The sequence below is a fragment of the Dyella sp. PARNA 12/25 genome (assembly GCF_055702865.1).
The window spans coordinates 269,967-293,302 of record NZ_JBVQCI010000004.1 but is presented as its reverse complement, the minus strand read 5'-3'; the positions used below and the strand labels follow the sequence as shown (position 1 = coordinate 293,302).

The following is a 23,336-nucleotide window of genomic DNA, read 5'->3' as shown; positions in this document are numbered from 1 at the left end:
ACCGTGCTCGTGATTCCCGCCAAGACACCGCCGATGGCTTCCATCGCCGACCTCAAAGACATTTCGCCGCCGCCGCCCGTGTCCTATATGCCGCAGACCGCGGGATGGTGGGTGCTGCTGGGAATCATCCTGCTTGCCGTGCTCGTGGTCTCGTTCATTCGTTTGCACCGTTGGTGGCGCAATCGCTATCGACGTGAGGCTGCTGCCGAGCTGGCTATGATCGAGCAGGCCATGGCTGACCCTGCGCGGCGAGCTGGCGCGTTGGCGGCTATCCCTGCGTTGGTCAAGCGCACGGTGCTTGCCTGGGCACCGCGGCAGGAGGTGGGACCGATGAGTGGTGAGGCCTGGCTGCGCTATCTGGATCAAACGTATCCCGCGGGTGGCTTCGTGCAGGGGCCTGGCCGAAAGCTGGATGGGTTGGCTTATGGTGGCGACGAGATTGGCAATGACGATCTCGTTGCGCTGATGGCGTTGCTGCACCAATGGATCGACGGCCATGTTGCAGCTTGAGTATCCGTGGCTGCTGACCCTGTTGCCCTTGCCCTTGTTGGTGTGGTGGCTGTGTCCACCGTATGGCGAGCGAACCCGCGCGGTTCGCGTACCGTTCTTTGACGAGTTGACCCAGGCAACGGGGCAAACGCCTGCTCGTGGCGCCGTGGTGTTGCGTGGCAACTGGCTGCGCCGTGTGCTGGCGCCGGTGTGCTGGGCGTTGGTGGTGCTGGCGCTCGCCAGTCCACAGCGGCTGGAGCCGCCGATTGAGCGCACCGAGTCGGCGCGCGATCTGCTGCTCGCGATCGATTTGTCCGGATCCATGGCGACGCCAGATTTTCTCAATCCGCAGGGGCAGCGCATCGATCGACTGAGCGCCGTCAAAGGCGTGGTGGACGATTTCATCAATCGCCGTGCCACCGATCGCATCGGCCTTATCGTGTTTGGCACCAATGCTTTTCCGCAGGCCCCGCTGACCCGTGACCACGTGGCGGTACGCGAACTGCTCGACGAGTTGCGTGTGGGCATGGCGGGTGAGCAGACCGCTATCGGCGATGCGATTGGCGTGGCCGTGAAGATGACCGAACATTCCAAGCAGCGCGAGCGTGTACTGATCCTGCTCACCGACGGCAATGACACGGCCGGCCGCATTCCGGCGGACAAGGCGGCGGAAATCGCCAACGCCAACCACATCATCATCCACACCATTGGTATCGGCGACCCGAACGCCAAGGGCGAGAACCGCGTGGATCTGGACGCGCTCAAGCGGATCGCAGCCGTGACGGGTGGACGGAGCTTTCGTGGCGAGAACCGCGAACAGTTGGCCGATATCTATGCATTGCTCGACCAGATGACGCCCAGCAAGGTGAAGCACTCCGTCTTTCGGCCCAAGGTCAAGCTCTATTACATCCCGTTGGGCGTGGCGCTGTTGCTTATCGTGGCGTACCACCTGTTGATGCTCGGCGTGCTGGTCCCCTTGGCGCGCAAGCGCACAGTATCGTCACTGGCGTCTGACGCACCGGGAGCTGAGTGATGGATCAGGGCTTCCATTTCATCCGTCCGCTGTGGCTGCTGCTGCTGCCACTTGGGCCGCTGCTGTTGTGGTGGTGGCAGCGGCGCAACGATCCGTTGCAGCGGTGGAAGGGCATGATTGCGCCACACTTGCTGGCGCACCTCGTCGTGGGCGACAGCGAGCGTTGGCATCCGCGCCCGATTCATCTGGTCTGCGCGGTGATCGTCATCGGCAGCATGGCCTGTGCCGGACCTACCTGGGAGTTGGAGTCACCACCGTTCGCGGAAGATCGCGCGCAGATGGTGGTCGCCATGGATCTGTCGCCCGCGATGAACGCCATTGACGTGTCGCCCACACGGCTGGAACGGGCCAAGCAGAAGGTCCGCGACTTGATGGCGTTGCGTGTGGGTGGGCGTACCGGGCTTATCGTGTATACGGGCACGGCGCATATGGTGCTGCCGCCCACTGATGATGCGGCGCTGATGGAAATGTTTCTGTCAGCACTCAGCACCGACCTGTTGCCAGGTAATGGCTTGAACGCCAGCGCGGCGCTCACGCTGGCCGACAAGCTGCTCAATGCGGAAACCGACCCAGGCACCATCGTCTTCTTTACCAGCGGTTTTGACGACACGCAGATACCGGCTTTCGTTGCGCATCGCCAGCATTCGCGGCAACAGGTGTTGATGCTTGCCGTGGGAACGACCAAGGGCGGTCCGTTGCGAGCACCCAACGGCTCCATGCAGACAGGGCAAGACGGTGACCCGGTGGAGGCGAAGCTCGACGATGCGGCGCTGCAGCGGCTCGCTTCGCAGGCGCATATTCCGCTGGCAAGTATCACTGCGAGCAATGCCGACATGCAGTGGGTACAACGCGAGGCGGTGCATCACTTGCAGATCGTCAGCGACAAGACGTCAGTGCACTGGAAGGAGTACGGCTATTACCTGAGCTATCCCCTGGTGCTGCTGGCGCTGTTCTGGTTTCGGCGGGGCTGGATGGTGCGCTGGGTGTTCGTGCTTGGCTTCATTGGGCTCGGGGCGATGCCTTCGCCCGCTGCGGCTGCGGACTGGCACGTGGCCGACTGGTTCTTTACGCCCGATCAGCAAGGGCGTTGGTACTACGACCATCGCGACTTCGGACGGGCAGCCGAGCACTTCCAGAATCCGACCTGGAAAGCCTGGGCGTTCTACCAGCATGGCCGTTGGGACGACGCGCGCAAGATCTTCGAAACGCTGCCGGGCGCGGATGCGAAGCTCATGGTCGGCAACAGCTACGCGCACCAGTTCGAATATGAGGAAGCCAAGGACGCCTATAACCAGGCGCTGCGCATGCGACAGCCGTTTCCTGAGGCGGAGGCCAATCTCCGCTTGATGGTGCAGCTGATGAAGCAGCGCGAACAGGTGCCGCCCGAAGATGAGGACGATGAGTTGAAGCCTGACGAGGTCAAGGAAGATAAGGAGGGTAAGAAGGCCAAAGCCACCACGGAAATGGAGGCCAAGCGTCCCGTGCAGCTGCCCCCGGATGTTTGGATGCGCAACCTCAGCGTATCGCCAGCGGATTTTCTTCGGACCAAGTTCAGCATCGAGAACGGGACAGCACCTGCCCCTGCCGCGCCTGCTCCAGCATCGACAGCCGCAGGACCGCAACCATGAGGGCCTGGCTGTGGTGGGCGTTGTGCCTCGTAGCGGTGGTAGCCCATGCCGATCAATCGGCGCCGCCGCCCGCACCCGCGGCGTCACCTGTGCAGGTGCGTGTCCATCAGGAGCCCAGCGGTGACCTGATGCAGGGTGAGACCACGCGCATCGTCGTGGATCTGCTGACACCGGATTTCTTCACCGATGCGCCGGTGCTTCCCGAGCTGCACTTAGATGGCGCCTATCTGGCGCTCTCCGACGAAACGCCCGGGCACCTGGTGGAGACCGTCAACGGCCAGACGTGGACGGGTGTATCGCGAACCTATCTCATCACGCCGCTGATGTCGGGTGCACTGGTGATTCCGTCGTTTGAGATCACCACGCACCTTGGCGCACAGCGCACCCCCGTTGCCGTGGAGACGCAACCGCTTTCATTGAAGGTGCAGGCGCTGGTGTTGCCACCGGGTGTCACCGAGGCACTGATCGCCAGCTCGGTGAAGGTGACGCAAACCGTCACGCCGCAGGATAGCGGTCTGCGTGTAGGTGACAGCGTGACCCGTCGTATCGAGATCTCCGCCGAAGGCGCGCCAGCGATGATGCTGCCGCCCCCATCGTTCGCCAAGGTCAAGGGTTTGACCTTGTATCCGGCGTCACCCGTCATCAAGGACGCGATCGACAATCACGGTGGTTTCGTGGGCGGCGACCGGGTGGATACCGTCAGTTATGTGATCGACAGCCGTGGCCGTTACACCCTGCCGACATTGACCCTGCGCTGGATGGACAGCCGTACGCGCGAGTGGCGTGAGAGCACGGTGCCGGCGGTGCACTTTCATGCGTGGTGGGGCGCGGTGGACAAACCGCGCTTTGCCTTGCCCCAGCGCGGCTTCATGCCTCGCCTTATCGAGTGGCTGACGAGCGACCTCGGCATTTTCACTTTGGCGCTGGTCGTGCTGGCGTGGCTTGTCTGGTATTTCCGTGACACGTGCACGCGGCAATGGCAACGATGGAAGGCCTGGCGCTATCGGCGCCGCCATGCCGAGTCCGTTGCATTCCGTGCTGTGGTTCGCCAGCGCCACACCACCACCGCAGCGACGTTGGCGGCGGTGGTGGATGCCTGGGTCCGCCGTGCCGCCGACGACGGCGCGCCAGTGAGCGTGGCGGCGTGGGCCATTCGGTATGGCGATACTGCGCTGCGGGATCAATGGAATGCTTTGCAGGACACCATGTACGGAAAGAGCGCTGCAACATGGTCGGCATCAGCCCTGGTCGATCGGCTCTCGGACGTAAGGCGGCAGTGGAAACGGCGACATGGGTGGTGGAGTCAGTCAGCCTTGCCGCCTTTGAATCCGTCGTTGTGAGCAGGAGCAGCGGGTGATGATGCGGCTTCACGGCTTCATCGCACGCGCCCGCTACCATGCCGGCAGGCTGTTTAAAAAAAAGAGCACCCCCTGGATGGGGCGCCATAGTCATAACGCAAGCATCGGAGAGAGAACACGATGGGTCGTTCCAGAAAGAGCCATGGCAAGCGCTCTGGCAAGGCTGCGTCTGCGCAACCGGTAACACCTGCTGCCGCGCCGCCCGTGGAGGAACGCCATCGCCGCCTATGGTGGTTGCCGCTCGGTGTGGCCGCGTTGGTGCTCGTGCTGCTGGGCATCTGGTGGCTGCGCACGCCAGGGCCGGACATGGCATCCACGCCGGCGGCGTCCACACCAACTACGACAACGCCTGCGACACCTCCGACGCCAGCGCAGCCCGCCGCGCACTATGTGGGAGCGCAGGCTTGCGCGTCCTGCCATGCCAAGGAAACGCAGGCATGGCAGTCATCTCATCATGCGCTCGCCATGCGGGTGGCTGACGACAAGAGCGTCGAGGGCCACTTCGAGGGCACGCTGAAGCAGGATGGCTCGATCGCCAGCTTCTTCAAGCGCGATCATGCTTATTTCGTGAAGACGGATGGCCCGGACGGCAAGCCCGGCGAGTTTGAGGTGAAGTACACCTTTGGCGTCTATCCGCTGCAGCAGTATCTCGTCGAGTTTCCCGATGGCCGCCTGCAGGCGCTGCGCGCTTCATGGGATGCACGGCCGGCATCCGAAGGCGGGCAACGCTGGTTCAACCAGTATCCCGGCGAGCACATCGACGTGCACGACACACTGCACTGGACGCGACTGAACCAGAACTGGAACTACATGTGTGCGGATTGCCATTCCACCCATGTGCAGCGCAACTACGATCTCGCCAGCAATACTTTCAAGACGAGCTGGAACGAAATCAACGTGGCTTGCGAGGCCTGTCACGGGCCGGGCTCGCGACACGTCGCGTGGGCGAGCGGTGATGCCGCGACAAGGCAAAGCGACGCCAGCATGGGGCTCACCATCGCGCTCAACGAACGCAAGGGCGCGCACTGGATTCCCAATCCCGTCAGCGGTAGTCCCGCACGCAGCACGCCGCTCGCCTCGCATCGAGAGGTCGAAACCTGCGCCGTATGCCATTCGCGCCGGGGCATCATCGCCAAAGACACCGCGCCCACGGGTCGCCTGATGGATACGCACGACCCGACGCTGCTTGTCCCGGGGCGCTACCACGCGGACGGACAGCAGCTGGATGAAGTCTACGTCTATGCCTCGTTCCTGCAGAGCCGCATGTTTGCCAAGGGTGTGACCTGCAGCGACTGCCATGATCCGCATACGTCAAAGACCCGCGCCCAGGGCAACGCGCTGTGCGAAACCTGCCACACGCCCAAGACGTACGACACTGCCGAGCACCACATGCACAAAGAGGGAAGTGCGGGTGCGCAGTGCGTGGCCTGCCACATGCCCTCCAAGAACTACATGGTGATCAACGGGCGGCCGGATCATTCCATCCGCGTTCCGCGCCCGGATCTGACCCTTACCTACGGCGTACCGAATGCCTGCGCCAATTGCCATGCCGACAAGGGTGCCAAATGGGCCGCTGATGCCATCGAGAAGGCACATGGACCCGAACGCAAGGGTTACCAGCATTTCGTGGAAGCGCTGGACGCTGGCCGTCACGGCAAGCCCGGTGCGGCGAACCTGCTTGCCACGCTAGCGGGTGACACCAGTTCTCCCATCATTGCGCGCGCCACGGCGGTGAACGAGTTGCAACATTACGCCAGCCCGGCGGCGGTACCTGTCTTGCAGGCCGCACTGGCGGATGCCGATCCGATGATGCGTGCGGCAGCGCTGGATGCCCTTGCCACGTTTCCTGCCGAGGTGCGTGGCCCAATGGCCGCGCCGCTCGCCGACGATCCGGTACTGGATGTGCGCGTAAAAGCGGGGCGCGCATTGGCAGGTGTGCCGGATGCGCAGCTCGATGCGAGCCAGCGTGCTGCGCGGGATCGTGCTTTCGCCACCTATGTGCAGGCCCAGGAAGCCGTGGCCGACCGACCGGAGTCGCACTTCGACCTTGGGCTGATCTATGTGGAGCGCGGCGACACGGCCAAGGCGGAGCAGGCCTTCCGCCGGGCGCTGAAGTTGCAGCCGGACTTTATTCCTGCGTACGCGAACCTGGCGGACATGTACCGTTCGCTGGGGCATGAGGACGATGCCGCCAAGGTGATCGACGAAGGTTTACGCGTCTCGCCCAACAACGCCAATCTGCTGCACGCCAAGGGCTTGTCACTGGTGCGCATTCACCAGCAGACGGAGGCAATGCCCTGGTTGGCGCGCGCGCATCAGGCGGATCCCGCCAATGCCCGTTTTGCCTATGTGTATGGCGTGGCGCTCAATTCCGCCGGTCAGGGCGAGCAAGCCAGAAAGGTGCTCGCCGATGCTCTGCAAGCGGCGCCTTACGACCCCTCCCTGCTGTTCACGCTCGCCGGCCTGGAGCGCGACGCGGGTCATATGGCGCAGGCGAAGGACTATGCGCAACGCCTGCTGGCAGTGGCCCCGAACTCCGCCGAGGCGCAGCAATTGCTGGACAGCATGGGAGGAGGCGGCTCGAAGTGAATGCGACGAGCCTTCCAGACATCATGACGACGGTGCTACTTGGTCAGTGTTGCCTTGAGCCGCGAGAACCCGTGGCATCACGGGTTCCAGCGTCTATTTGCGGTCCAGCGAATACCTTCCCGGGCCCGTCAGGCAGAGCAGCAGCAAGCCACCCGTGATGCTCACGTTCTTGTAGAAATTGATCATCGCACCGATGCGTTCCGGGTCGTCCATGTTCCAGAACTGGTGGCCGATCACGGCGGCGGCCAGTGTGTAGAAACCAAGCACCAGCGCCAGGGGGCGGGTGTAGAAGCCAATGACGATGGCCACGCCCACGACGAACTCCATGATCACGGCAATCGCTGCCGAAAGCGTGGGCAGCGGCAAGCCTGTCGACGCCATATAGCTGGCGGTGCCTGAGAACTCGGTGAGCTTGCTCCAGCCGAAGATCACGAACAGGATCATCAACAGTACGCGTGCCAGGAGAAGCATGCCGTCTTTGTTGCCTGCTAGTAACGTATATCGCATGGTCGTTCTCCCATGAATCTACGTGACGCTTGCGGGCATATTCGCCCGCGCCGGCCGCGACCGCCAGGCGGTGCGGTCAAGCACACTATATCGCGGGTGAAGTACGGCGGCGCATTCGACCTTTTAGCAGTATGGCCGTCCACCGTATGGGGTGGCAGGGCGGTCAGGCGTCCTCGGGGATGTCGCTCTTGTAGCGGTCAGCGGCGTGATCGCGCGACAGATGGGGCACCAGGCGCTGGCGTGCCGACTCGTAACGGTTCCAGTCTTCGCTATCGATCAGCGAAGGGATGGTGACGACTTCGCCCTGGTCGTAACCGGTCAGGGCAGCATCCACCATTTCGTCCACTTCCATGATGGTACTTGGCGGTACGGGTTCTGGCGTACCACCGGTGTGCTGCCAAAGCTCCGTACGCGTCACGCCCGGCAATACCGCCTGCACGCGGATGCCGCGACCCCCGATTTCCTTCTGCAAAGCCAACGTGTAGTTCAGCACGTAGCTCTTGCTGGCGGCGTATCCGCCGTTGAACAACTCCGGGGCCAGCGCAAGCATGGACGCGATGTTGATGATGCTGCCTCGCCCTCGAGTCAGAAGCCGCGGCAAGATCGCGCCGATCAGCCGTGTCGGCGTGACAATGTTCAGCTGAATCATCAACTCGGCCGCCTCCAGCGGCGCCTCCGCGATGGTCGTGCCAGCGGCCATGCCGGCGCTGTTCAGCAGCCATCCGATGTTGTGGTCGTCGCTCAGCCGCTGCTCCACGCGCAGGCGATCCTGCGGATGGGTGAGATCGGCCGTCATGACCTCCACTTTCACCCCATATTCACGCGCCAGGCGTTCAGCCAGCGACTGCAACTTGTTTTGACTACGGGCGACCAGCACGAGCGGGTGCCCCCGGCGGGCCAGCCGGTCGGCATAGGTGGCGCCGATGCCAGCCGACGCACCAGTGATCAGGACGGTGTCGAGCTGCTCCGCAAATGACATGACGTTGCCTCGTGGCGAGGGAGTGGTATCCCGGTGTGGCGCTAAGCGGGAGGCCGGGTTCAAGCTTGCCTATGTTCGGCTGGCCTGTCATTACCAGTGAGTCTCCACGGGTAGAACTACCTAGCGGGCTTGAGTGGTTTTACGCTCGTCGCGACGCGTCTCCTGATTGAACATGCCCCGGTAAGAAACGCTATCGCCATCCCTACAACGCATGCGGCCATTCACTGGCAGATCCATTCCGGCCTTCATCGGAACATCGCGGGAGCCTTGCATGCGTTCGGCGTACCGATGGCGCTGGCAGCAACCGGGCGATTTCAGCCAAGACCACCAGAAAGGAGACCCATGATGAGCAAGTCAACTATTTCCCCGTCCTACCTGCTCGGCGCCGCGATGGCCGTTGCACTCGCATTGCCGATGGCTGCCTCCGCCCAGACGCACGCACCTGCGAGTGCTTCGACGGTGACCAGCACCGCCGGCGAGCTGATGCGTGATGAGAAGACCGTGACCGCCACGGTGACAGCGGTGGATCAAGAAAGCCGCTTCATCACGCTGAAGGGCCCCAAGGGCGATGAAGTGACGATCCAGGCGGGCCCGGAAGTGAAGAATCTCGCCCAGCTCAAGGTTGGCGACCAGGTGACGGCGCATTACCAGGCCGCAGTGGCCGTGCAATTGATGCCGGCCGAGAGCGCCCAGGCCGGCGTGGTGCAAGAAGGCGGTACGGCCACCGCTGCGCCGGGCGAAAAGCCGGGACTCAAGACAGGCAGGGCTGTGACGGTGACGGCCAAGCTCACCGCCGTGGACGTGAAAAACAACACCATCACCCTGACCGGTGCTGATGGCCACTCACGCGTGGTCAACGTCACGGATCCCGAGCGTCAGCAGGCCCTGAAGAAGCTCAAGATTGGCGACATGGTGGTGATCACCTACGTCGAGGCGCTTGCCGTCACGGTGACGCCGAAGGCCAAGGCCAAGCCGAAGGGCTGATGCATGGAGGGGGAGGGCGCACGACGCCCTCCCTTGCCAGACCACCGGGGGCAGGTGGTCCGATGGGCGCGTGGGCATTCGCGGGTTCAAGAGCGTCAAAGGGTGGTGTTGCGTGAGGCATCTATGGACGTTCTTGGTCGCGTTGGTTTGGCTAGTGTTTCCCCTTGCGGCGTCGGCGCAACAGGGCCCGGTTTTCCATATCGTCCAGGGTAGGTTGCAGCAGCGGGCGAACGGCATACTCGCCCTGATGGGTTATTCGCAGACACCGGACGTTACCTCGGGCGCGTTGGCCATCAAGAACAGCGCGACCAATGACCCTTCCTTCAACAACACATCGCTGGGTGGTGGTTTCACCATCAGCGACAGCGTGCCGGTCTATCTTGAGGGCACCCTCGGTTACGCGCGTTACGATCCCCGCTTCATCGCGAGTGACGGCCAGGAAACGCGCGAACTGCCCACGCGCTGGAACAGCATCATCGGTACCGTTGGTGTGGGCTGGGACTTTCATCTCACGCACGATTTGGTCCTTCGGCCCATCGTCAACGGAAGCTATGGTCGCGTCAAAAGCGACGCATCGTTAGGTAGCCTCTACATCACCCGTAACACCAATATCGACCTCGATTTCCTTGCCCATGGCCACTATGACGCAGCGGGCATGGGTGGTTCGCTGATGCTCGACTACGAGCATTACGTGGAGGCCTATGAGGTGGACGTCGAGCTACGCTACACGAATATCTACTTGCACAGCGTCAACGACTCATCGCGTGTAGTGCACGGCCACTCACGCAACGAGAACGCCGGCCTGTGGGCCCGTTATCGCGCACCGACCGGCATGCGCGCGCTCGATCGGCCTGTACGTTATGTGCTGGAGTTTGCCCATACGTCGTACTTTGGGCAGGACGCCAATGTGGTGGGGTTCAACCATCTCACGTCGCTGGGCACGGGTTTGGAACTTGATACGAGCAAGTATCACCCGTTGTGGATTTCGCGTGCGCGAGCGGTGGTGCGGTATGTGATTGGACAGAATGTGCGGGGTGTGTCGTTGGGGTTGGCGGTGACGTTTGATTGATGGGGTGTGGGTTTTTTGTCTCCCTCTCTCCTCTTGGGGAGTTGGGGTGAGCGCCGAAAAGTGGGGGCTCGCGAGTGCGCGTGTTTCCCTCACCCTCATCGCCGCGAAAGAGGGAGGCGCTCTTCAGCAGCCGAATGGCTGGTCATTCAGCGACTTTGCCCTAGTGTGAAGTTTCCGCAACCTGGCTCGCCTGCGGCGGGCTTCCGACCTCCTGCCGGAGGCCGGGTCACTTTTCTTTGCTTGCCCAAAGTCCCACGGGGATTAGCTGCGCGTCAAAAGTAACCAAAAGAAAAGGCACCCCCGCTTGGCGCTGGCCGGTGAAGCCGGCCAGTCCGTGAGGGGCGGCCGGGCTTTTCGACAGGACATCCATGTCCTGTCGAAAAGGGATCGGCATCCGTGCCGATCCCCCTGCGGGCCTGATCGTCCACCCCTCACCGCCGCACAGGGGGCCCGGAGATCAACAGCGAAAGGCAAAAGCCGGAGCCAACGCCGCCTTGTAGGAGCGCGCTGGCGCACGACCGCAGCGCGTTGTCGTTACCTCACCGATTGGTTTTCGCGTGTCCTACCGCTCAGCCAGATCCTGGCGTTGCGGTCGCGCACGAGTGCGCTCCTACAGAAAAGCCGGGCCGCCAGGTCGTAAATCGAGCCGGAGCATTAAGCCCTCTTGGCGACGGCGCGTTGCGGTGTAGCCCCAGTGTGGCGGCGCTTCGCCTGTCGCAATCCGAGCTCCGGAACCTTCAGTGCTTGTATTCCGCGCCATGCAGAGAACCTCTTCGCTACGGCGCGTTGCGGGGTAGCCGTACCGCGTGTCGGATGGATCGATCGGTGCCGATTACCGAGGCCTCCAAGGCTTGTATTCAATACGACGCTACGAGAGCTCTACAAGGCCATTTTCTTTGGGTTACTTTTCTTTTGGGCCAGCAAAAGAAAAGTGACTCGGCCTTCGGCAGAAGGTCGAAACGCCCGCTGCGTAAGCGGCACGCTGGCGGCAACGCCAGGTTCAATGCCACTGGATGATGAGCTTCGCCGTAGCAAAGCGCTTCCTGCTTGACCAGCCTTCGGCTGCTGAAAAGCGCCTCGCGGAGATGACAGCTCTAAACCAACAGTGGGGCAAGAGTGACCCCTCACCCCAAAGACAACAGAAGCAAAAACCCCTTACGGCACCCCACCCTCACGCACCAGCGCCATCACCTCATAACACGCGCCCATCGTGTGATAGTCCGTCTTCCCCGCCGGACTCTTCTCGTCATCGACCTTACGGTTGTCGCGCGTCAGGATGCGAAACCACGCACCGAAGCGATGGTCGACAAAATGCGCCCACGCATAAGCCCAAAGCTTTTCATACCACGTGTCATACTCAGCCAGACCCGTACGTGCATGTAGCAACGCAGCCGCAGCGAGCGATTCTGCCTGCACCCAGAAATACTTGTCGTCGTCACACACCTTGCCGTCAGGCGCAAAGCCATAGCAGATGCCGCCGTGCTCGTTGTCCCAGGCACGCGCCAGCGCGGTGTCGAAGAGATGCATGGCGGTAGGTACTAGCCAATTCTCCTCACGTCCGCGTTCCAACAACAAAGGCTCCATGATCAGCAGCAGCTTGGCCCATTCCGTCTGGTGACCGGGTTGGAAACCCCACGGTCGGAACAGGTGCTTGGGGTCATCAAGGTGATACTTCCAATCCACATTCCATTGCGCGTCGTAGTGCTCCCACACCAGGCCATCTGCCTTGGCAGCCTGGCGCCGCGTCATGTGGTCGGCTAGCTGCAACGCACGCTCCAGATAGCGTGGTTCGTCGCTGGCCTGATACGCCGCCAGCATCGCCTCACACATGTGCATGTTGGCGTTCTGGCCGCGGTAGTCGCTGAAGTTCCAGTGTTCGTCAGCTTCGTCGCGATACAGGCCCGCACCGGCGTCCCAGTACCGCTGTTCGAGCAAGTTCCAGGTTTCGTCCATCCACGCATCGGCTTCGCGGATGCCCGCTTTGCGTGCGGTGGCATAGGCAAGCAGTACGAAGGCCACGCCGTAGGCATGGTTGGTGCGGTCTTCCGGCTTGCCATCGCGAACAGTCCAGGCGTAGCCGCCGGTGTCGGGGTTGCGATGGACCTCGCGCAGATAGCGCAAGCCGTGGTGGGTGGCTTCCAGGTATTCCGGATGGCCGAACTCCATCGCAGCCATTGCATAGTTGAAGATGAAACGGGTGCTGCTCACCAGGTGGCGGTGGTGCCGATCGTAGATGGTGCCGTCGTCTTTGAAGTAGTGGAAGAAACCACCGGCAGGATCGATCGCGCGTGGATGATAGAACGCCATGGTGTCGGCGACATGGGCACGCAGAAACGCCTCGCTGCGAAAGTCGGGCGTGGTCATGCGTAGGTCTCCATGAAGCCGAGCACTTCGGCCTCGTCGGGCAGTGCCGTAAATGAGCCCTGGCGGGTGACGGTGAGCGCGCCGCAGGCTGAAGCAAAGCGCAATGCGGCGTGCAGGCGCGGCAGTTCGGTCACCAGGTGGTCGAGGCGATCCGGCATGGCATCCAGCGCGGCGAGTTGGCACAGCAACCCACCGACGAAGGCGTCACCGGCAGCGGTCGTGTCTACCGCAGGAACGGCATAGACCGGTAGTTCGCCTTCGGCATCGGGGTGGAACCAGCGCAACGTATTGGCGCCGTCGGTTATCACCAACAGGCGGGCGTGACCTTCCCATAATTTCGCAAGCGTTGCTTCTTCACCATCTACCGCAAGCCAGGCGAATTCTTCTGCGCTGAGCTTGACCACATCGGCCAGATGCAGCGCCGGCCACAGCGACAGTCGAGGCCTGGCGTCGCTGGGCCACAGCGCAGGACGTAGATTGATATCGAAGCTCACCAGTGCGCCGCCAGTGCGCGCGCGGCGCATGCCTTCGCGAGTGGCTTCAGCAAGCTCGGGGCAGGTCATGCTGTTGGAGCAGACATGAAACACGGCTGCTTCGCGAAAGCTTTCCTCGCGGAAGTGTTCGGGTCGAAAAAGCAGGTCGGCAGACGGCGGGCGATAGAAGCTGAAGCTACGTTCGCCCTTGGCATCGAGCGTAACGAAGGCGAGTGCCGTATTCGCTTCGCCGGTACGTACGACACCGGATGTGTCGACGCCCACGCGCCGCAGGCTGTCGAGCAGGAAACCGCCAAATGGATCGTTGCCCAGCATGCCGATAAATGCGGCCTGTCCACCCAGTCGCGCGACGGCGACGGCGACGTTGGCCGGTGCGCCGCCTGCATAAGGAACAAACGCGCGCGGGAAGCCGAGCTCGTCGCTACCCTCGCTGTGGAAGTCGATCAATGCTTCGCCGAAACAGAGAATGCTACGTGACATCAAGTATTACCAACGGTGGAAGCAGAAGGGGCGGCGTCCCGGATGAGCGATCCGCGCAGTCCAAAGAACACGATATAGCCGTAACAAAGCATGGGAAGCGCGAAGGCGTGCTGCACGCCCACCTGGTCGGCGAGGTTGCCCTGGATCCACGGCAGCAATGCACCGCCGACGATGGCCATGATCAGCAGACTGGAAGCCTTGCCGGTAAGCGGTCCCATGCGCTCGATGCCAAGCGCGAAAATGGTGGGAAACATGATGGAGTTGAACAAGCCGATAGCGATGACGCTGCCCATGGCCAGCGCACCGTGTGTCAGCATGGTGGTGAGCACGAGCAAACCCGCCACGCCGGCAAACAGTGCCAACAGCTTGCGCGGGTTGTAGCGCACCAGCAGGGCGGAGCCAGCGAGACGACCCACCATGGCGCCACCCCAGTACAGCGCCACGTAGTGCGATGCTTGCTGCTCGCTCATGTGGCCGATGTTGGGCAGCGACAGGTAGTTCACCAGGAAGCTGCCGATCGAGACCTCGGCGCCGACATAGAAGAAGATCGCCAGCACGGCGAAGAACACATGCGGGTGACGCAAGGCATCGAGCAAGGTGTGGTGCTGCATGTCCGCACGCTCAGTGGATTCGGTGAGGGCGGGCAGTCGGAACAGGCCAACGCCTGCCGCCAACACCAGCAGTGCCACGCCAAGACCCAGGTACGGCACCTGCACCAGCTCTGCCTGCTTCTGGCGATAAGACTGCAGCTGCTGCTGAATTTCAGGTGGCAGGGCTGCGCGCACCGTGGCCAGCTGTGCTGCCTGCGTGGCATCCAGGCGCGAGGCGGTGAGCTTCTCGAGTGCACCAGCGAGGTGATCCACCGGTATCGCGGCGAGTTGGTGTGGTGATTGCGTAGCCAACGTATCGAGCAAGGCTTCGCCCGGCAGTTTGTCGAGCACATCGGCCAGTTGCGCGGGGGCGAGTTGAGCGAGGCTGGCGGCGACATCCTTCGCGGGCACACGGTCGAGCGCAGTCGCCGCGGCATCGTTGATGGCGGCGACCAGGCGCGGCGCAGGCGCCTGCTGGATGGCCTGCACGACATCGGTGGGCGACGCGGTGTTGAGCGTCTGCACCAGTTGCACCGTCTCCGGCGCCTTGCGCAGATCGTCAGGTATCGACGTGGACACCGAGGTCAGGATCAGCAGACCGCCAAACAACGGACCCAGCGTGGTGCCCAGCGAGTTCATCGCCTGCGCCAGCGTCAGGCGGCTTGAGCTGGTGCGCTCGGGGCCAAGCAGGGCGACGTAGGGATTGGCAGCCACCTGCAGCACGGTGATGCCGGTAGCGAGCACGAACAGCGCACCAAGGAATGCGCCATAGGAATGCAGCAGCGCCGCAGGCCAGAAACCGAAGGCGCCAAGCGCGGCAATGGCCAGGCCGGCGATGATGCCCTTTTTGTAGCCGAGCACCGCCACCAGGCGACCTGCTGGCAGCGACATCAGGAAGTACGCGCCGAAGAAGGTGAACTGCACCAGCATCGCGCGGGCGTAGTTCAGCTCGAACACCGACTTCAGGTGCGGAATCAGGATGTCATTGAGGACAGTGAGAAACCCCCACATGAAGAAGATGGTGGTGAGTACCCCCATCGCCAGTGGGTAGTCGGTATAGCGCGTGGAGCTAGTGGCCGGCGACGTGGCCGCCGACTGGGAAGTTGGAGCTGTAAAGGCCATGCGAAGTCCGAAGGTCAGGAAAGAGGACAGCTGCTTTCGCGCACGACCAGTTCCACCGGCGCAATGGTGGTGCTTGCGGGTGCCAGTGGGTCGCGCAGGCGGGCGAGAAGAAGCTCGGCGGTTTGCCGTCCGCGCAGGCGCGGCGAGGTGGAGAGCGTGGTCAGCGATGGCATGCTCATCGAGGCTTCGGCAATGTCGTCAAAGCCGGTGACGGCGAAGTCGCGCCCCGCCTGTCGACCGCACTGGTGCAAGCCCAGCATCAGGCCCAGCGCCGTGGCGTCGTTGTAGCAGACCGCTGCGGTCGGTGTGGTCTCGCCTTCGAACAGCGCAGGCGCCGCACGCGCGGCTGCCATGCGCGTGGGCATGCTCTGCACACGCCAGCGCGGGGAAACGGTGAGGCCCGCGGCCTGCATGGCCTGCAGGTAGCCGGCGTGGCGCTCGCGGGTGGAGCTGGCATCGTCATGGCCGCCGAAGAAGGCAATGCGGCGATGGCCCTGGGCGATCAGGTGCTCGGTGGCAAGCCGGGTGCCGCGCTGGTTGTCCAGCATCAGGCGATCCCAGCGCGCGTATTCGGGCACGGCGCCGCCAAGCTCGCGGTTGAACAGCACCAGCGGGGTGTGCGTACCGACTGCTGCCAGTACATCGCGCACCTCGCTGCCTTCAGCGGGGGAGAGAATGATGCCGCCCGGACCATGCTCGACCAGCGAGCCCAGCACCGCCTGCTGACGTGCACTCGATTCGCTGGTATTGCCCAGCAGCGTCACGAAGCCGGCTTCGCCCAGCGTCTCGTCGACGCCCGCCGCGAATTCACCAAAAAAGGGGTTGGCCAGCTCGTTCAGCACCAGCGCGATGCTTGAGGACGTGCGTCGGCGCAGGTTTGCTGCAGCGCGGTTGTACACGTAGCCCTGGTGGCGCAGCTCCTCCTCGACCCTGGCCCGGGTGAGTTTGTTGACCAAAGGGCTGCCGCGAAGCACCAGCGACACGGTGGCGCGAGACACGCCACAGGTCGCTGCAATGTCGTTCAGAGTGATCTTGCGACCGACCGGGGTCTGGCTTTCCATTGCAGGCCTGGGTGATTGGAACGATCCAAAGGTAACCCGCCGCACGCATCGAACGGAACTCCCTTCGATGGCGCGTCGCAGCATGCAACAGCGCCGTTCCAGATGCTAGCGTCGACCAGAATTAGAACGATTCAAATTGCGACCCCGGGGATCTCATGAGCTGTTCGCCCATTCGTGCCTGGCTGCCTGGTTTGCTGGCAGCCGCCATCTCGTTTTCGCTCGCGATGCCGACCGTAGCTCACGCTGAGACAGGTCACTCGGTGGATGTCGATCCGCGCATCGGCACGGGCGGCGGCGGCCATACCTTTCCGGGGGCTACGGTGCCGTTCGGCATGATCCAGCTCTCGCCCGACACGGCGATGCCAGACTTCAAGCATGCCTACAAATGGGCGGCCGGTTACCAGTATGGCGACAGCAGCCTGCTGGGGTTTTCGCACACGCATTTCTCCGGTTCCGGTCATTCGGACCTTGGCGATGTGCTGGTGATGCCGATTGCCGGTGAGGTGCGCCTGGAGCAGGGCGACCCGGCCACGCCGGGCAGTGGTTACCGCTCGCGCTTCAGCCATGGCAGCGAAGTGGTCGAAGCGGGTTACTACGCGGTGACCCTGAGCGACTACGCCGTGCGTGCGGAGCTCACTGCCGGACGTCGCATCGGCTGGCATCGCTATACCTTCCCCAAGGGTAAGCCGGCACATCTGCTGCTTGATCTGCGCCCCAGCATCTACGACTACCCGGGCAAGGTGCTGTGGGCCTCGCTGCGTGTGCACGAGGACGGCACCGTCACCGGTTGCCGCGAGACGCGGGGGTGGGCGCCAGGGCGCGAGCTGTGTTTTGCCATGCGGTTCTCGCAGCCGATGCGCTCGCGCACGCTCTACAACCGCGAAACTGACATCACCTATAAGGGCTTCAAGGGGCCCGGCAATCAACCTGAGGATCACGACGCTCAGAAGGGGCGCGCCCTGGTCGGCGTATTTGATTTCGGCGACCTGAAACAGCCGCTGGGCGTGAAGGTGGCGATCTCCACGGTGAGCGAGGCCAATGCGGTCGCCAACCTCGAGGCCGACGGCCAGGGCTGGGATTTCGATGCGCGCCGTGCCCAGGCCCGTGCCGATTGGGACAAGGCGTTGAGCGTGATCGACGTGGACGCATCGAAAGACCAGCGCGTGGGTTTCTACACCTCGCTGTATCACGCCTTGCTGTCGCCCACGCTGAGCATGGACGTGAATGGGGAATTCCGTGGCCCCGACGGTGCCGTGCATCAGGCCACCGATACCAACGGCAAGTTCGAATTCCATTCCACCTGGTCGCTGTGGGACGTTTACCGTGCGCAGCAGCCGCTGATGGCGTTGTTGATGCCCGAGCGCAGCACCGACTTCATTCGCTCGCTCATCGCGGCGCGCGAGGCCAGCCCGTTCGGCATCCTGCCGGTGTGGGCGTACCAGGGCCTGGAGACGTGGTGCATGATTGGCTACCACGCGGTGCCGGTAATCGCCGATGCGTATATCAAAGGCGTGCGCGGCTTTGATACGGATGCCGCACTGAAGGCCATGGTGGCGAGCGCTACCTATGCTCCCTATGGGGGCCTGGGCGATTACATGAAGCTCGGCTACGTGCCTATCGACAAGGAACCGGAAGGCGCCTCCAAGACCCTCGAATACGCCTACGACGACTGGTCGCTGGCACAGATGGCCAAGGCCATGGGGCGCAAAGACGTGGCCGCCACCTTCGAGAAGCGCGCCGGCAACTGGCGCCATGCCTACGACCCCTCGACGGGCTTCATGCGGGCACGCCAGAGCGACGGCAAGTTCCGCGAACCGTTCAACCCCGATACGGCGGGTTACGGCAGCGACTACACCGAGGGCAACGCGTGGCAGTACTCCTGGTATGTGCCGCAAGACGTGGCGGCCCTGGTCAAGGCCATGGGCGGCGACCAGCGCTTCGTCACCAAGCTGGACAGCGTGTTCGATGCCAAGGTCGACCCCTCGCATTTCGCCAACGTCGAGGACATCACCGGTTTGATCGGCTGGTACGCCCATGGCAACGAGCCCAGCCATCACCTGGCTTATCTCTACGACTACGCCGGCGCGCCGTGGCAAACCCAGAAGCGCCTCAAGCAGATCATGGACAGCCAATACGGCACGCGGCCCGATGGGCTGGCAGGTAACGACGACCTGGGGCAGATGTCCGCCTGGTACATCTTTACGGCGCTGGGCTTTTACCCGGTGACGCCGGCCAGCGACGAATACGCCATCGGCCGCCCGTTCGTGGCCAGCGCAACCTTGCATCTCAGCAACGGCAAAACCTTTAAGGTCAGTGCCGATCCGCTGGACGATGCCCACCCGTACGTCGGTCAGGTCACCCTCAATGGCAAGCCGCTTGATCGCGTGTTCCTGCGGCATGGCGAGATCCTCGCCGGTGGCGAGCTGCACTTCACCATGCAAGCCGTGCCCAATCGCGCCTGGGGACAGCGGGCGGAGGCCCGGCCGTCCTCGATGAGTGTGATGTCAGTCGGGTCTAAACCAGTGTCAGGGAATACCTACTAAAGACGTATCAAAAAGCCGGCAATGAGAGGTGGTAAAGGTCGGGGTGATTCTGCAAACATGCCAGACATGTTGCGCTCATCCTGGAAACTGGCGTCGACGCTCCGACCGGCCATGAAGGACCGTGTGGCCTTGCGGTGGCGATTAGGTGGCTTATTGGCCGCCGTGCTGGTGATCGTCGCCTTGCCGTACATGGTGACCCGCAACGGGGCCAGCGAAGCCATCGTGGCAAACGAGCGCGTCACCCACTCGACCGAGGTGAAGTCGCTGACCTATCGCATCGCCTATGTGACACGCGATAGCGAGGCCGCCATCTACCGCCTGATCCACGGCGACTTCGACCCCCAGGTGCGCATCCGGGCAGAACGGGCCGGCCACGAAGCGCCGGGTCTGCTTTCGCAATTGCGCGAAATGACCCGCGACAGTCCGGACCAGCAGGCCCTGATCGGTTCGCTCAGCTCCACCGTCAGTGGGAGGCTGGCGCTGAGCGGGCAGGCGATCATGCGGCATGAGCATGGTGATCAGGAGGGCGCCGCCGCTGCGATGCGCGACTCCGGCACGCTGTTCAAGATGGACGACCTTATCGACAGCATCGTGCGCAATGAAAACGCAACGCTGCTGAAGCGGCGTGACGAGGCCAATCGCGAGTCCTTCAACAGTAGCCTGGCGCTGACCATCACCGCCTTTGCGCAGATACTGCTGCTGGCCATCGTGGTGATCGTGTCCGAGCGCCAGATCAGCCGCCGCCTGCGCGCCGAAGTGCGCGAAGGGCAGGCGGTGCAGCGCTCGCAGCTGATCGTGCAGGCGGTGCGCGAACCCATCGCGCTGCTGGACGCCAGCCTCGGCACCTTGCTGGTCAACGCGGCCTTCGGCGAGCTGTATGGCCTGCCTCCCGACTTCCGCCAATCGATGCCGCTGACTGAAATCGGCGACGGCGCCTGGACCGACAGCGCACTGCTGCAGCGACTCAACGACGTGCTGTTGCTGGATCGCGAATTGTGGGATTACGAACTCATCCAGCGCACCATCGATGGCGTGGACCGTCATGTTGTGATCAATGCGCGCCGCCTGGAGCAGGACGGCGGCGGCGACCCGGTGCTGTTGCTCACGCTCAGCGACGTCACCGCGCGCGCCCTGGTCGAGCAGCAGGTGAAAGAGCTCAATCGTCAGCTCGAAGGCAAGATCGAGCAGGTCTCCGACGTCAATCGCGAGCTGGAGGCGTTCAGCTACTCGGTGTCGCATGACTTGCGTGCACCCTTGCGTCATATCAGTGGCTTTGCCGGCAAGCTGTCGCAGCATCTCGGCGATGGCGCGGACGAGCGCTCGCGGCACTACATCGAGGTCATCAACGACGCATCGCGGCGCATGGCCTTGCTCATCGAAGATTTGCTGGTGTTCTCGCGTCTTGGTCGCGGCGCCTTGCGCTTGCAACCGGTAGACATGCAATCGCTGGCCGATGAAGCGCGCGCGCTGGCGGAGACAGATGCCCATGGGCGCCATATCGTCTGGTCCATTGCGCCGCTGCCCATCGTGATCGGCGACGAAAACATGTTGCGCACTGTATGGCAGAACCTGCTCGGCAACGCCGTCAAGTACACCGGCAAATGCGACGTGGCGCGCATTGATGTGGACGTGCAGCGCAACCGCGACGGTAGCTATGAGTTCCTGGTGAGCGATAATGGTGCGGGCTTCGACATGCAGTACGCCGGCAAGCTGTTCGGCGTTTTCCAGCGCCTGCATCGGGCTTCGGAGTTTCCTGGTAACGGCATCGGCCTCGCCAACGTGCGACGCATCGTGACGCGCCATGGCGGTCGAGTGTGGGCAGACGCGCAACCCGGTCAGGGAGCGCGTTTCCATTTCACCCTGCCTTCTTCGGATCTGGCAGAAAGCTTTGCGCAGAGACGCCCATGAATCACCGAGACATTCGCACCATTCTGCTGGTCGAGGACAGCCTCGCCGACGCCGAAATGGCCATGGATGCATTGGCCGGCGCCAATCTCGCCAATCCCGTCGTGCATCTCGAAGATGGCGTGGATTGTCTCGACTATCTCTATTGCCGCGGCGAGTGGTCCAGTCGCGAACCAGTCGACCCGGCCGTGGTGTTGCTGGATATCAAGATGCCTCGCATGAGCGGCCTTGAAGTACTCACCCAGTTGCGTGCCGACGATCGTTTTCGTCGCGTGCCGGTGGTGATCCTGTCATCCTCGCGCGAAGAGAGTGATCTGGCGCGCAGCTGGGACATCGGCGCGAATGCGTATGTGATCAAGCCGGTCGACGTCGACCAGTTTTTTGAAGCGGTGCGGACGCTGGGGCAGTTCTGGGCGGTGCTCAACCAGGGCCCAGAGCAGAACTGATCCAAGGCAACACCAGGCAGGACGGGACATGGATGGCCCAACACGGAGTCACAGATGGCGGACAGGCAACACTGGGACCTTCCCAGAATTCGCGTACTTCAGATCGAGCACAGCCAGCTCGATGCCGAACTGGTGCTGTCCGAACTCGATGCGGACGCGATCAAGTACGACGTATGCCTGGTGGATGCCGAACGCGAGTACCTGACTGCGCTGGACAATTTCCAGCCGGACATCGTGCTTTCGGATCTCAGCATGCCTGGCTTCTCTGGTCAGCGAGCCTTGGACATTCTGCGCGAACGCGACCAGGATCTGCCCTTTATCTTTGTGTCCGCCACGCTGGGTGAAGAAGCCGCCATTGAAGCGCTGCGCAACGGTGCCACGGACTACATTCTCAAACAGAACCCGGCGCGCCTTGCCTCGGCCGTGCGCCGCGCGCTGCGTGAGGCAGAGGCACAGCGCGCACGGCGTCGCGCGGAAACGGAGCTGATTCGCGCGCAACGCTTTGAAAGTCTCGCCATGCTGGCCGGCGGCCTCAGTCACGATTTGCGCAACCTGTTGCAGCCGTTGCTACTCGCCGGCGATAGCTTGCAGGATTACCAGAACGACCCACGCCTGGCCCGACTGGGACGCCTCGTGCGCGACTGCGGCAAGCGTGGGCTGGACATGGTGCAGTCGATGCTCTCCTTTGCACGCGGTGCGCGCCGCGCCGAGCAGGTGCGCGTCGGCGCCTTGCTCGATGCGCTCGGCCTGCTGCTGCAAGGCAGCGTGCCGCGCAACGTGACGCTGGAGATGGAGGCCTACGATGCCGAACTTACCTTCGCCGGCAACCACACCGAGCTGCAGCAGTGTCTGCTCAATCTCAGCCTCAACGCGCTGCAAGCCATGCCGGAGGGCGGCTGCCTGTGCATTCGCACGTCACAGTCTTCCTTGCCACAGAGCTTCTTTCTGCCGGGTGAGGAAGCGCGCGAAGGCAACTACCTCTGCCTCACGGTTGCCGACACCGGTACCGGCATGAGTGCAGATGTTCTGCACCACATGTTCGAGCCGTTCTTCACCACCAAGGAATCCGGGACCGGCCTCGGCCTGATTTCGTGCAAACGCATCATTACCGCGCATGGCGGTGTGATGCGGGTGGAAAGCGAAGCGGGCAACGGCACCCGCTTTCATCTCTACATTCCACTGCTCGAGCAGTCGGTCCTTCTGTGCGAGGACGAAGGAAGCATCGACCTGCAGGGCGAGGCAGAACGCGTGCTTGTGGTAGTGGAGGAGGCCGGTCAGCTGTCGCTGCTGGTCGACACACTCGACTCCTGGGGCTATCAGGCGCACGCCAGCCAGAGTGGTACGGCGGCGTTGCAGTGGCTCGAGGCGCAAGGTGTGCCGGACCTGGTGGTGCTGGATGCGGACATGAATCTGTTCACCGGCGTGCGTACGCTGGCGGCGCTGTTTGATCACGGGTATCGCAGCGCGGTGATTCTGCTGGCGCGTCCTGATGCGCCGCCTGACATGGATGAGTTGCCGGTGATGGAGCATCTCTATCTGGTCGACAAGCCGATCTCTACGTTGAAGTTGTTGCGGACGGTGAGAGAGGCGCTGGAAGCCGGGGTGGGTGGGGAGTTGTCGGAGAGGTTGTTGTAGGGGTGTTGTTTCCGTGAGCTGGGTGGCGCGGGCTTTTAGCTCGCTCGCCCCTTAGGGGAG

At 62.9% G+C, this 23,336-nt stretch carries 16 protein-coding genes and 2 pseudogenes; 11 read left to right on the top strand and 7 right to left on the bottom strand.

Annotated features, from left to right (window positions below; translation table 11 throughout):
• Nucleotides 1-3: 3 nt before the first annotated feature.
• From AC0GUR_RS11565 to AC0GUR_RS11545, 5 genes are all read left to right on the top strand, one after another.
• A complete protein-coding gene (locus tag AC0GUR_RS11565) occupies nucleotides 4-510 on the top strand; it encodes a DUF4381 domain-containing protein (protein ID WP_472877624.1) in 507 nt (168 codons plus the stop codon).
• Nucleotides 497-1,522, top strand: coding sequence for a VWA domain-containing protein (locus tag AC0GUR_RS11560; protein ID WP_472877623.1), 1,026 nt, complete (start codon nucleotides 497-499; stop codon nucleotides 1,520-1,522). Before AC0GUR_RS11565 ends, AC0GUR_RS11560 begins: the two co-directional genes overlap by 14 nt.
• Nucleotides 1,522-3,150 carry a vWA domain-containing protein gene (locus AC0GUR_RS11555; RefSeq protein ID WP_472877622.1) on the top strand — a complete coding sequence of 543 codons (1,629 nt, stop codon included), beginning with the start codon at nucleotides 1,522-1,524 and terminating at the stop codon, nucleotides 3,148-3,150. Before AC0GUR_RS11560 ends, AC0GUR_RS11555 begins: the two co-directional genes overlap by 1 nt.
• Complete coding sequence (locus AC0GUR_RS11550; RefSeq protein ID WP_472877621.1) at nucleotides 3,147-4,490, top strand: hypothetical protein; 1,344 nt, start codon at nucleotides 3,147-3,149, stop codon at nucleotides 4,488-4,490. Before AC0GUR_RS11555 ends, AC0GUR_RS11550 begins: the two co-directional genes overlap by 4 nt.
• Nucleotides 4,491-4,628: 138 nt before the next feature.
• Nucleotides 4,629-7,097 carry a tetratricopeptide repeat protein gene (locus tag AC0GUR_RS11545; RefSeq protein WP_472877620.1) on the top strand — a complete coding sequence of 823 codons (2,469 nt, stop codon included), beginning with the start codon at nucleotides 4,629-4,631 and terminating at the stop codon, nucleotides 7,095-7,097.
• A 93-nt stretch (nucleotides 7,098-7,190) separates the two neighbouring features.
• On the opposite strand, the gene AC0GUR_RS11540 is transcribed toward AC0GUR_RS11545, so the two are convergent.
• Both AC0GUR_RS11540 and AC0GUR_RS11535 read right to left on the bottom strand, forming a co-directional pair.
• Nucleotides 7,191-7,604 (bottom strand): DoxX family protein, encoded by a 414-nt coding sequence (locus AC0GUR_RS11540; RefSeq protein WP_472877619.1) that lies wholly within the window; start codon nucleotides 7,602-7,604, stop codon nucleotides 7,191-7,193.
• Nucleotides 7,605-7,767: 163 nt separating this feature from the next.
• Complete coding sequence (locus AC0GUR_RS11535; RefSeq protein ID WP_472877618.1) at nucleotides 7,768-8,583, bottom strand: SDR family NAD(P)-dependent oxidoreductase; 816 nt, start codon at nucleotides 8,581-8,583, stop codon at nucleotides 7,768-7,770.
• A 345-nt stretch (nucleotides 8,584-8,928) separates the two neighbouring features.
• On the opposite strand from AC0GUR_RS11535, the gene AC0GUR_RS11530 reads away from it, so the two are divergent.
• Together AC0GUR_RS11530 and AC0GUR_RS11525 are read left to right on the top strand one after the other, a co-directional pair.
• The gene (locus AC0GUR_RS11530) at nucleotides 8,929-9,567 is read left to right on the top strand and encodes a hypothetical protein (RefSeq protein WP_472877617.1); all 639 of its coding nucleotides are present in this window, start codon (nucleotides 8,929-8,931) and stop codon (nucleotides 9,565-9,567) included.
• Nucleotides 9,568-9,721: 154 nt separating this feature from the next.
• Nucleotides 9,722-10,636, top strand: coding sequence for a hypothetical protein (locus AC0GUR_RS11525; protein ID WP_472877616.1), 915 nt, complete (start codon nucleotides 9,722-9,724; stop codon nucleotides 10,634-10,636).
• 1,155 nt (nucleotides 10,637-11,791) lie between these two features.
• On the opposite strand, the gene AC0GUR_RS11520 is transcribed toward AC0GUR_RS11525, so the two are convergent.
• From AC0GUR_RS11520 to AC0GUR_RS11500, 5 genes and pseudogenes are all read right to left on the bottom strand, one after another.
• Nucleotides 11,792-13,000 carry an AGE family epimerase/isomerase gene (locus tag AC0GUR_RS11520; RefSeq protein WP_472877615.1) on the bottom strand — a complete coding sequence of 403 codons (1,209 nt, stop codon included), beginning with the start codon at nucleotides 12,998-13,000 and terminating at the stop codon, nucleotides 11,792-11,794.
• Complete coding sequence (locus AC0GUR_RS11515) at nucleotides 12,997-13,974, bottom strand: carbohydrate kinase family protein (RefSeq protein ID WP_472877614.1); 978 nt, start codon at nucleotides 13,972-13,974, stop codon at nucleotides 12,997-12,999. Before AC0GUR_RS11515 ends, AC0GUR_RS11520 begins: the two co-directional genes overlap by 4 nt.
• A pseudogene (gluP, locus tag AC0GUR_RS11510) lies at nucleotides 13,974-14,720 on the bottom strand (glucose/galactose MFS transporter); the annotation flags it as partial. The pseudogene gluP and the gene AC0GUR_RS11515, both read right to left, overlap by 1 nt.
• A 189-nt stretch (nucleotides 14,721-14,909) precedes the next feature.
• Nucleotides 14,910-15,602 (bottom strand): annotated as a pseudogene (locus AC0GUR_RS11505) (MFS transporter); the annotation flags it as partial.
• A gap of 98 nt (nucleotides 15,603-15,700) precedes the next feature.
• The gene (locus tag AC0GUR_RS11500) at nucleotides 15,701-16,747 is read right to left on the bottom strand and encodes a LacI family DNA-binding transcriptional regulator (protein ID WP_472877613.1); all 1,047 of its coding nucleotides are present in this window, start codon (nucleotides 16,745-16,747) and stop codon (nucleotides 15,701-15,703) included.
• A 224-nt stretch (nucleotides 16,748-16,971) separates the two neighbouring features.
• Here AC0GUR_RS11500 and AC0GUR_RS11495 point away from each other — a divergent pair, with 224 nt between their 5' ends.
• The 4 genes from AC0GUR_RS11495 to AC0GUR_RS11480 all read left to right on the top strand — a co-directional run bounded on the left by AC0GUR_RS11495 (nucleotide 16,972) and on the right by AC0GUR_RS11480 (nucleotide 23,276).
• Nucleotides 16,972-19,290, top strand: a complete 2,319-nt coding sequence (locus AC0GUR_RS11495) for a GH92 family glycosyl hydrolase (protein WP_472877685.1) — start codon at nucleotides 16,972-16,974, stop codon at nucleotides 19,288-19,290.
• A gap of 111 nt (nucleotides 19,291-19,401) precedes the next feature.
• Entirely contained in the window at nucleotides 19,402-21,198 is a 1,797-nt protein-coding gene (locus AC0GUR_RS11490) for a sensor histidine kinase (RefSeq protein ID WP_472877612.1), read from the top strand.
• Nucleotides 21,195-21,641, top strand: a complete 447-nt coding sequence (locus AC0GUR_RS11485; RefSeq protein ID WP_472877611.1) for a response regulator — start codon at nucleotides 21,195-21,197, stop codon at nucleotides 21,639-21,641. The genes AC0GUR_RS11490 and AC0GUR_RS11485 overlap by 4 nt, the downstream gene beginning before the upstream one ends.
• 54 nt (nucleotides 21,642-21,695) lie before the next feature.
• Nucleotides 21,696-23,276, top strand: a complete 1,581-nt coding sequence (locus AC0GUR_RS11480) for a two-component system sensor histidine kinase NtrB (protein ID WP_472877610.1) — start codon at nucleotides 21,696-21,698, stop codon at nucleotides 23,274-23,276.
• The last annotated feature ends 60 nt before the right edge of the window (nucleotides 23,277-23,336 follow it).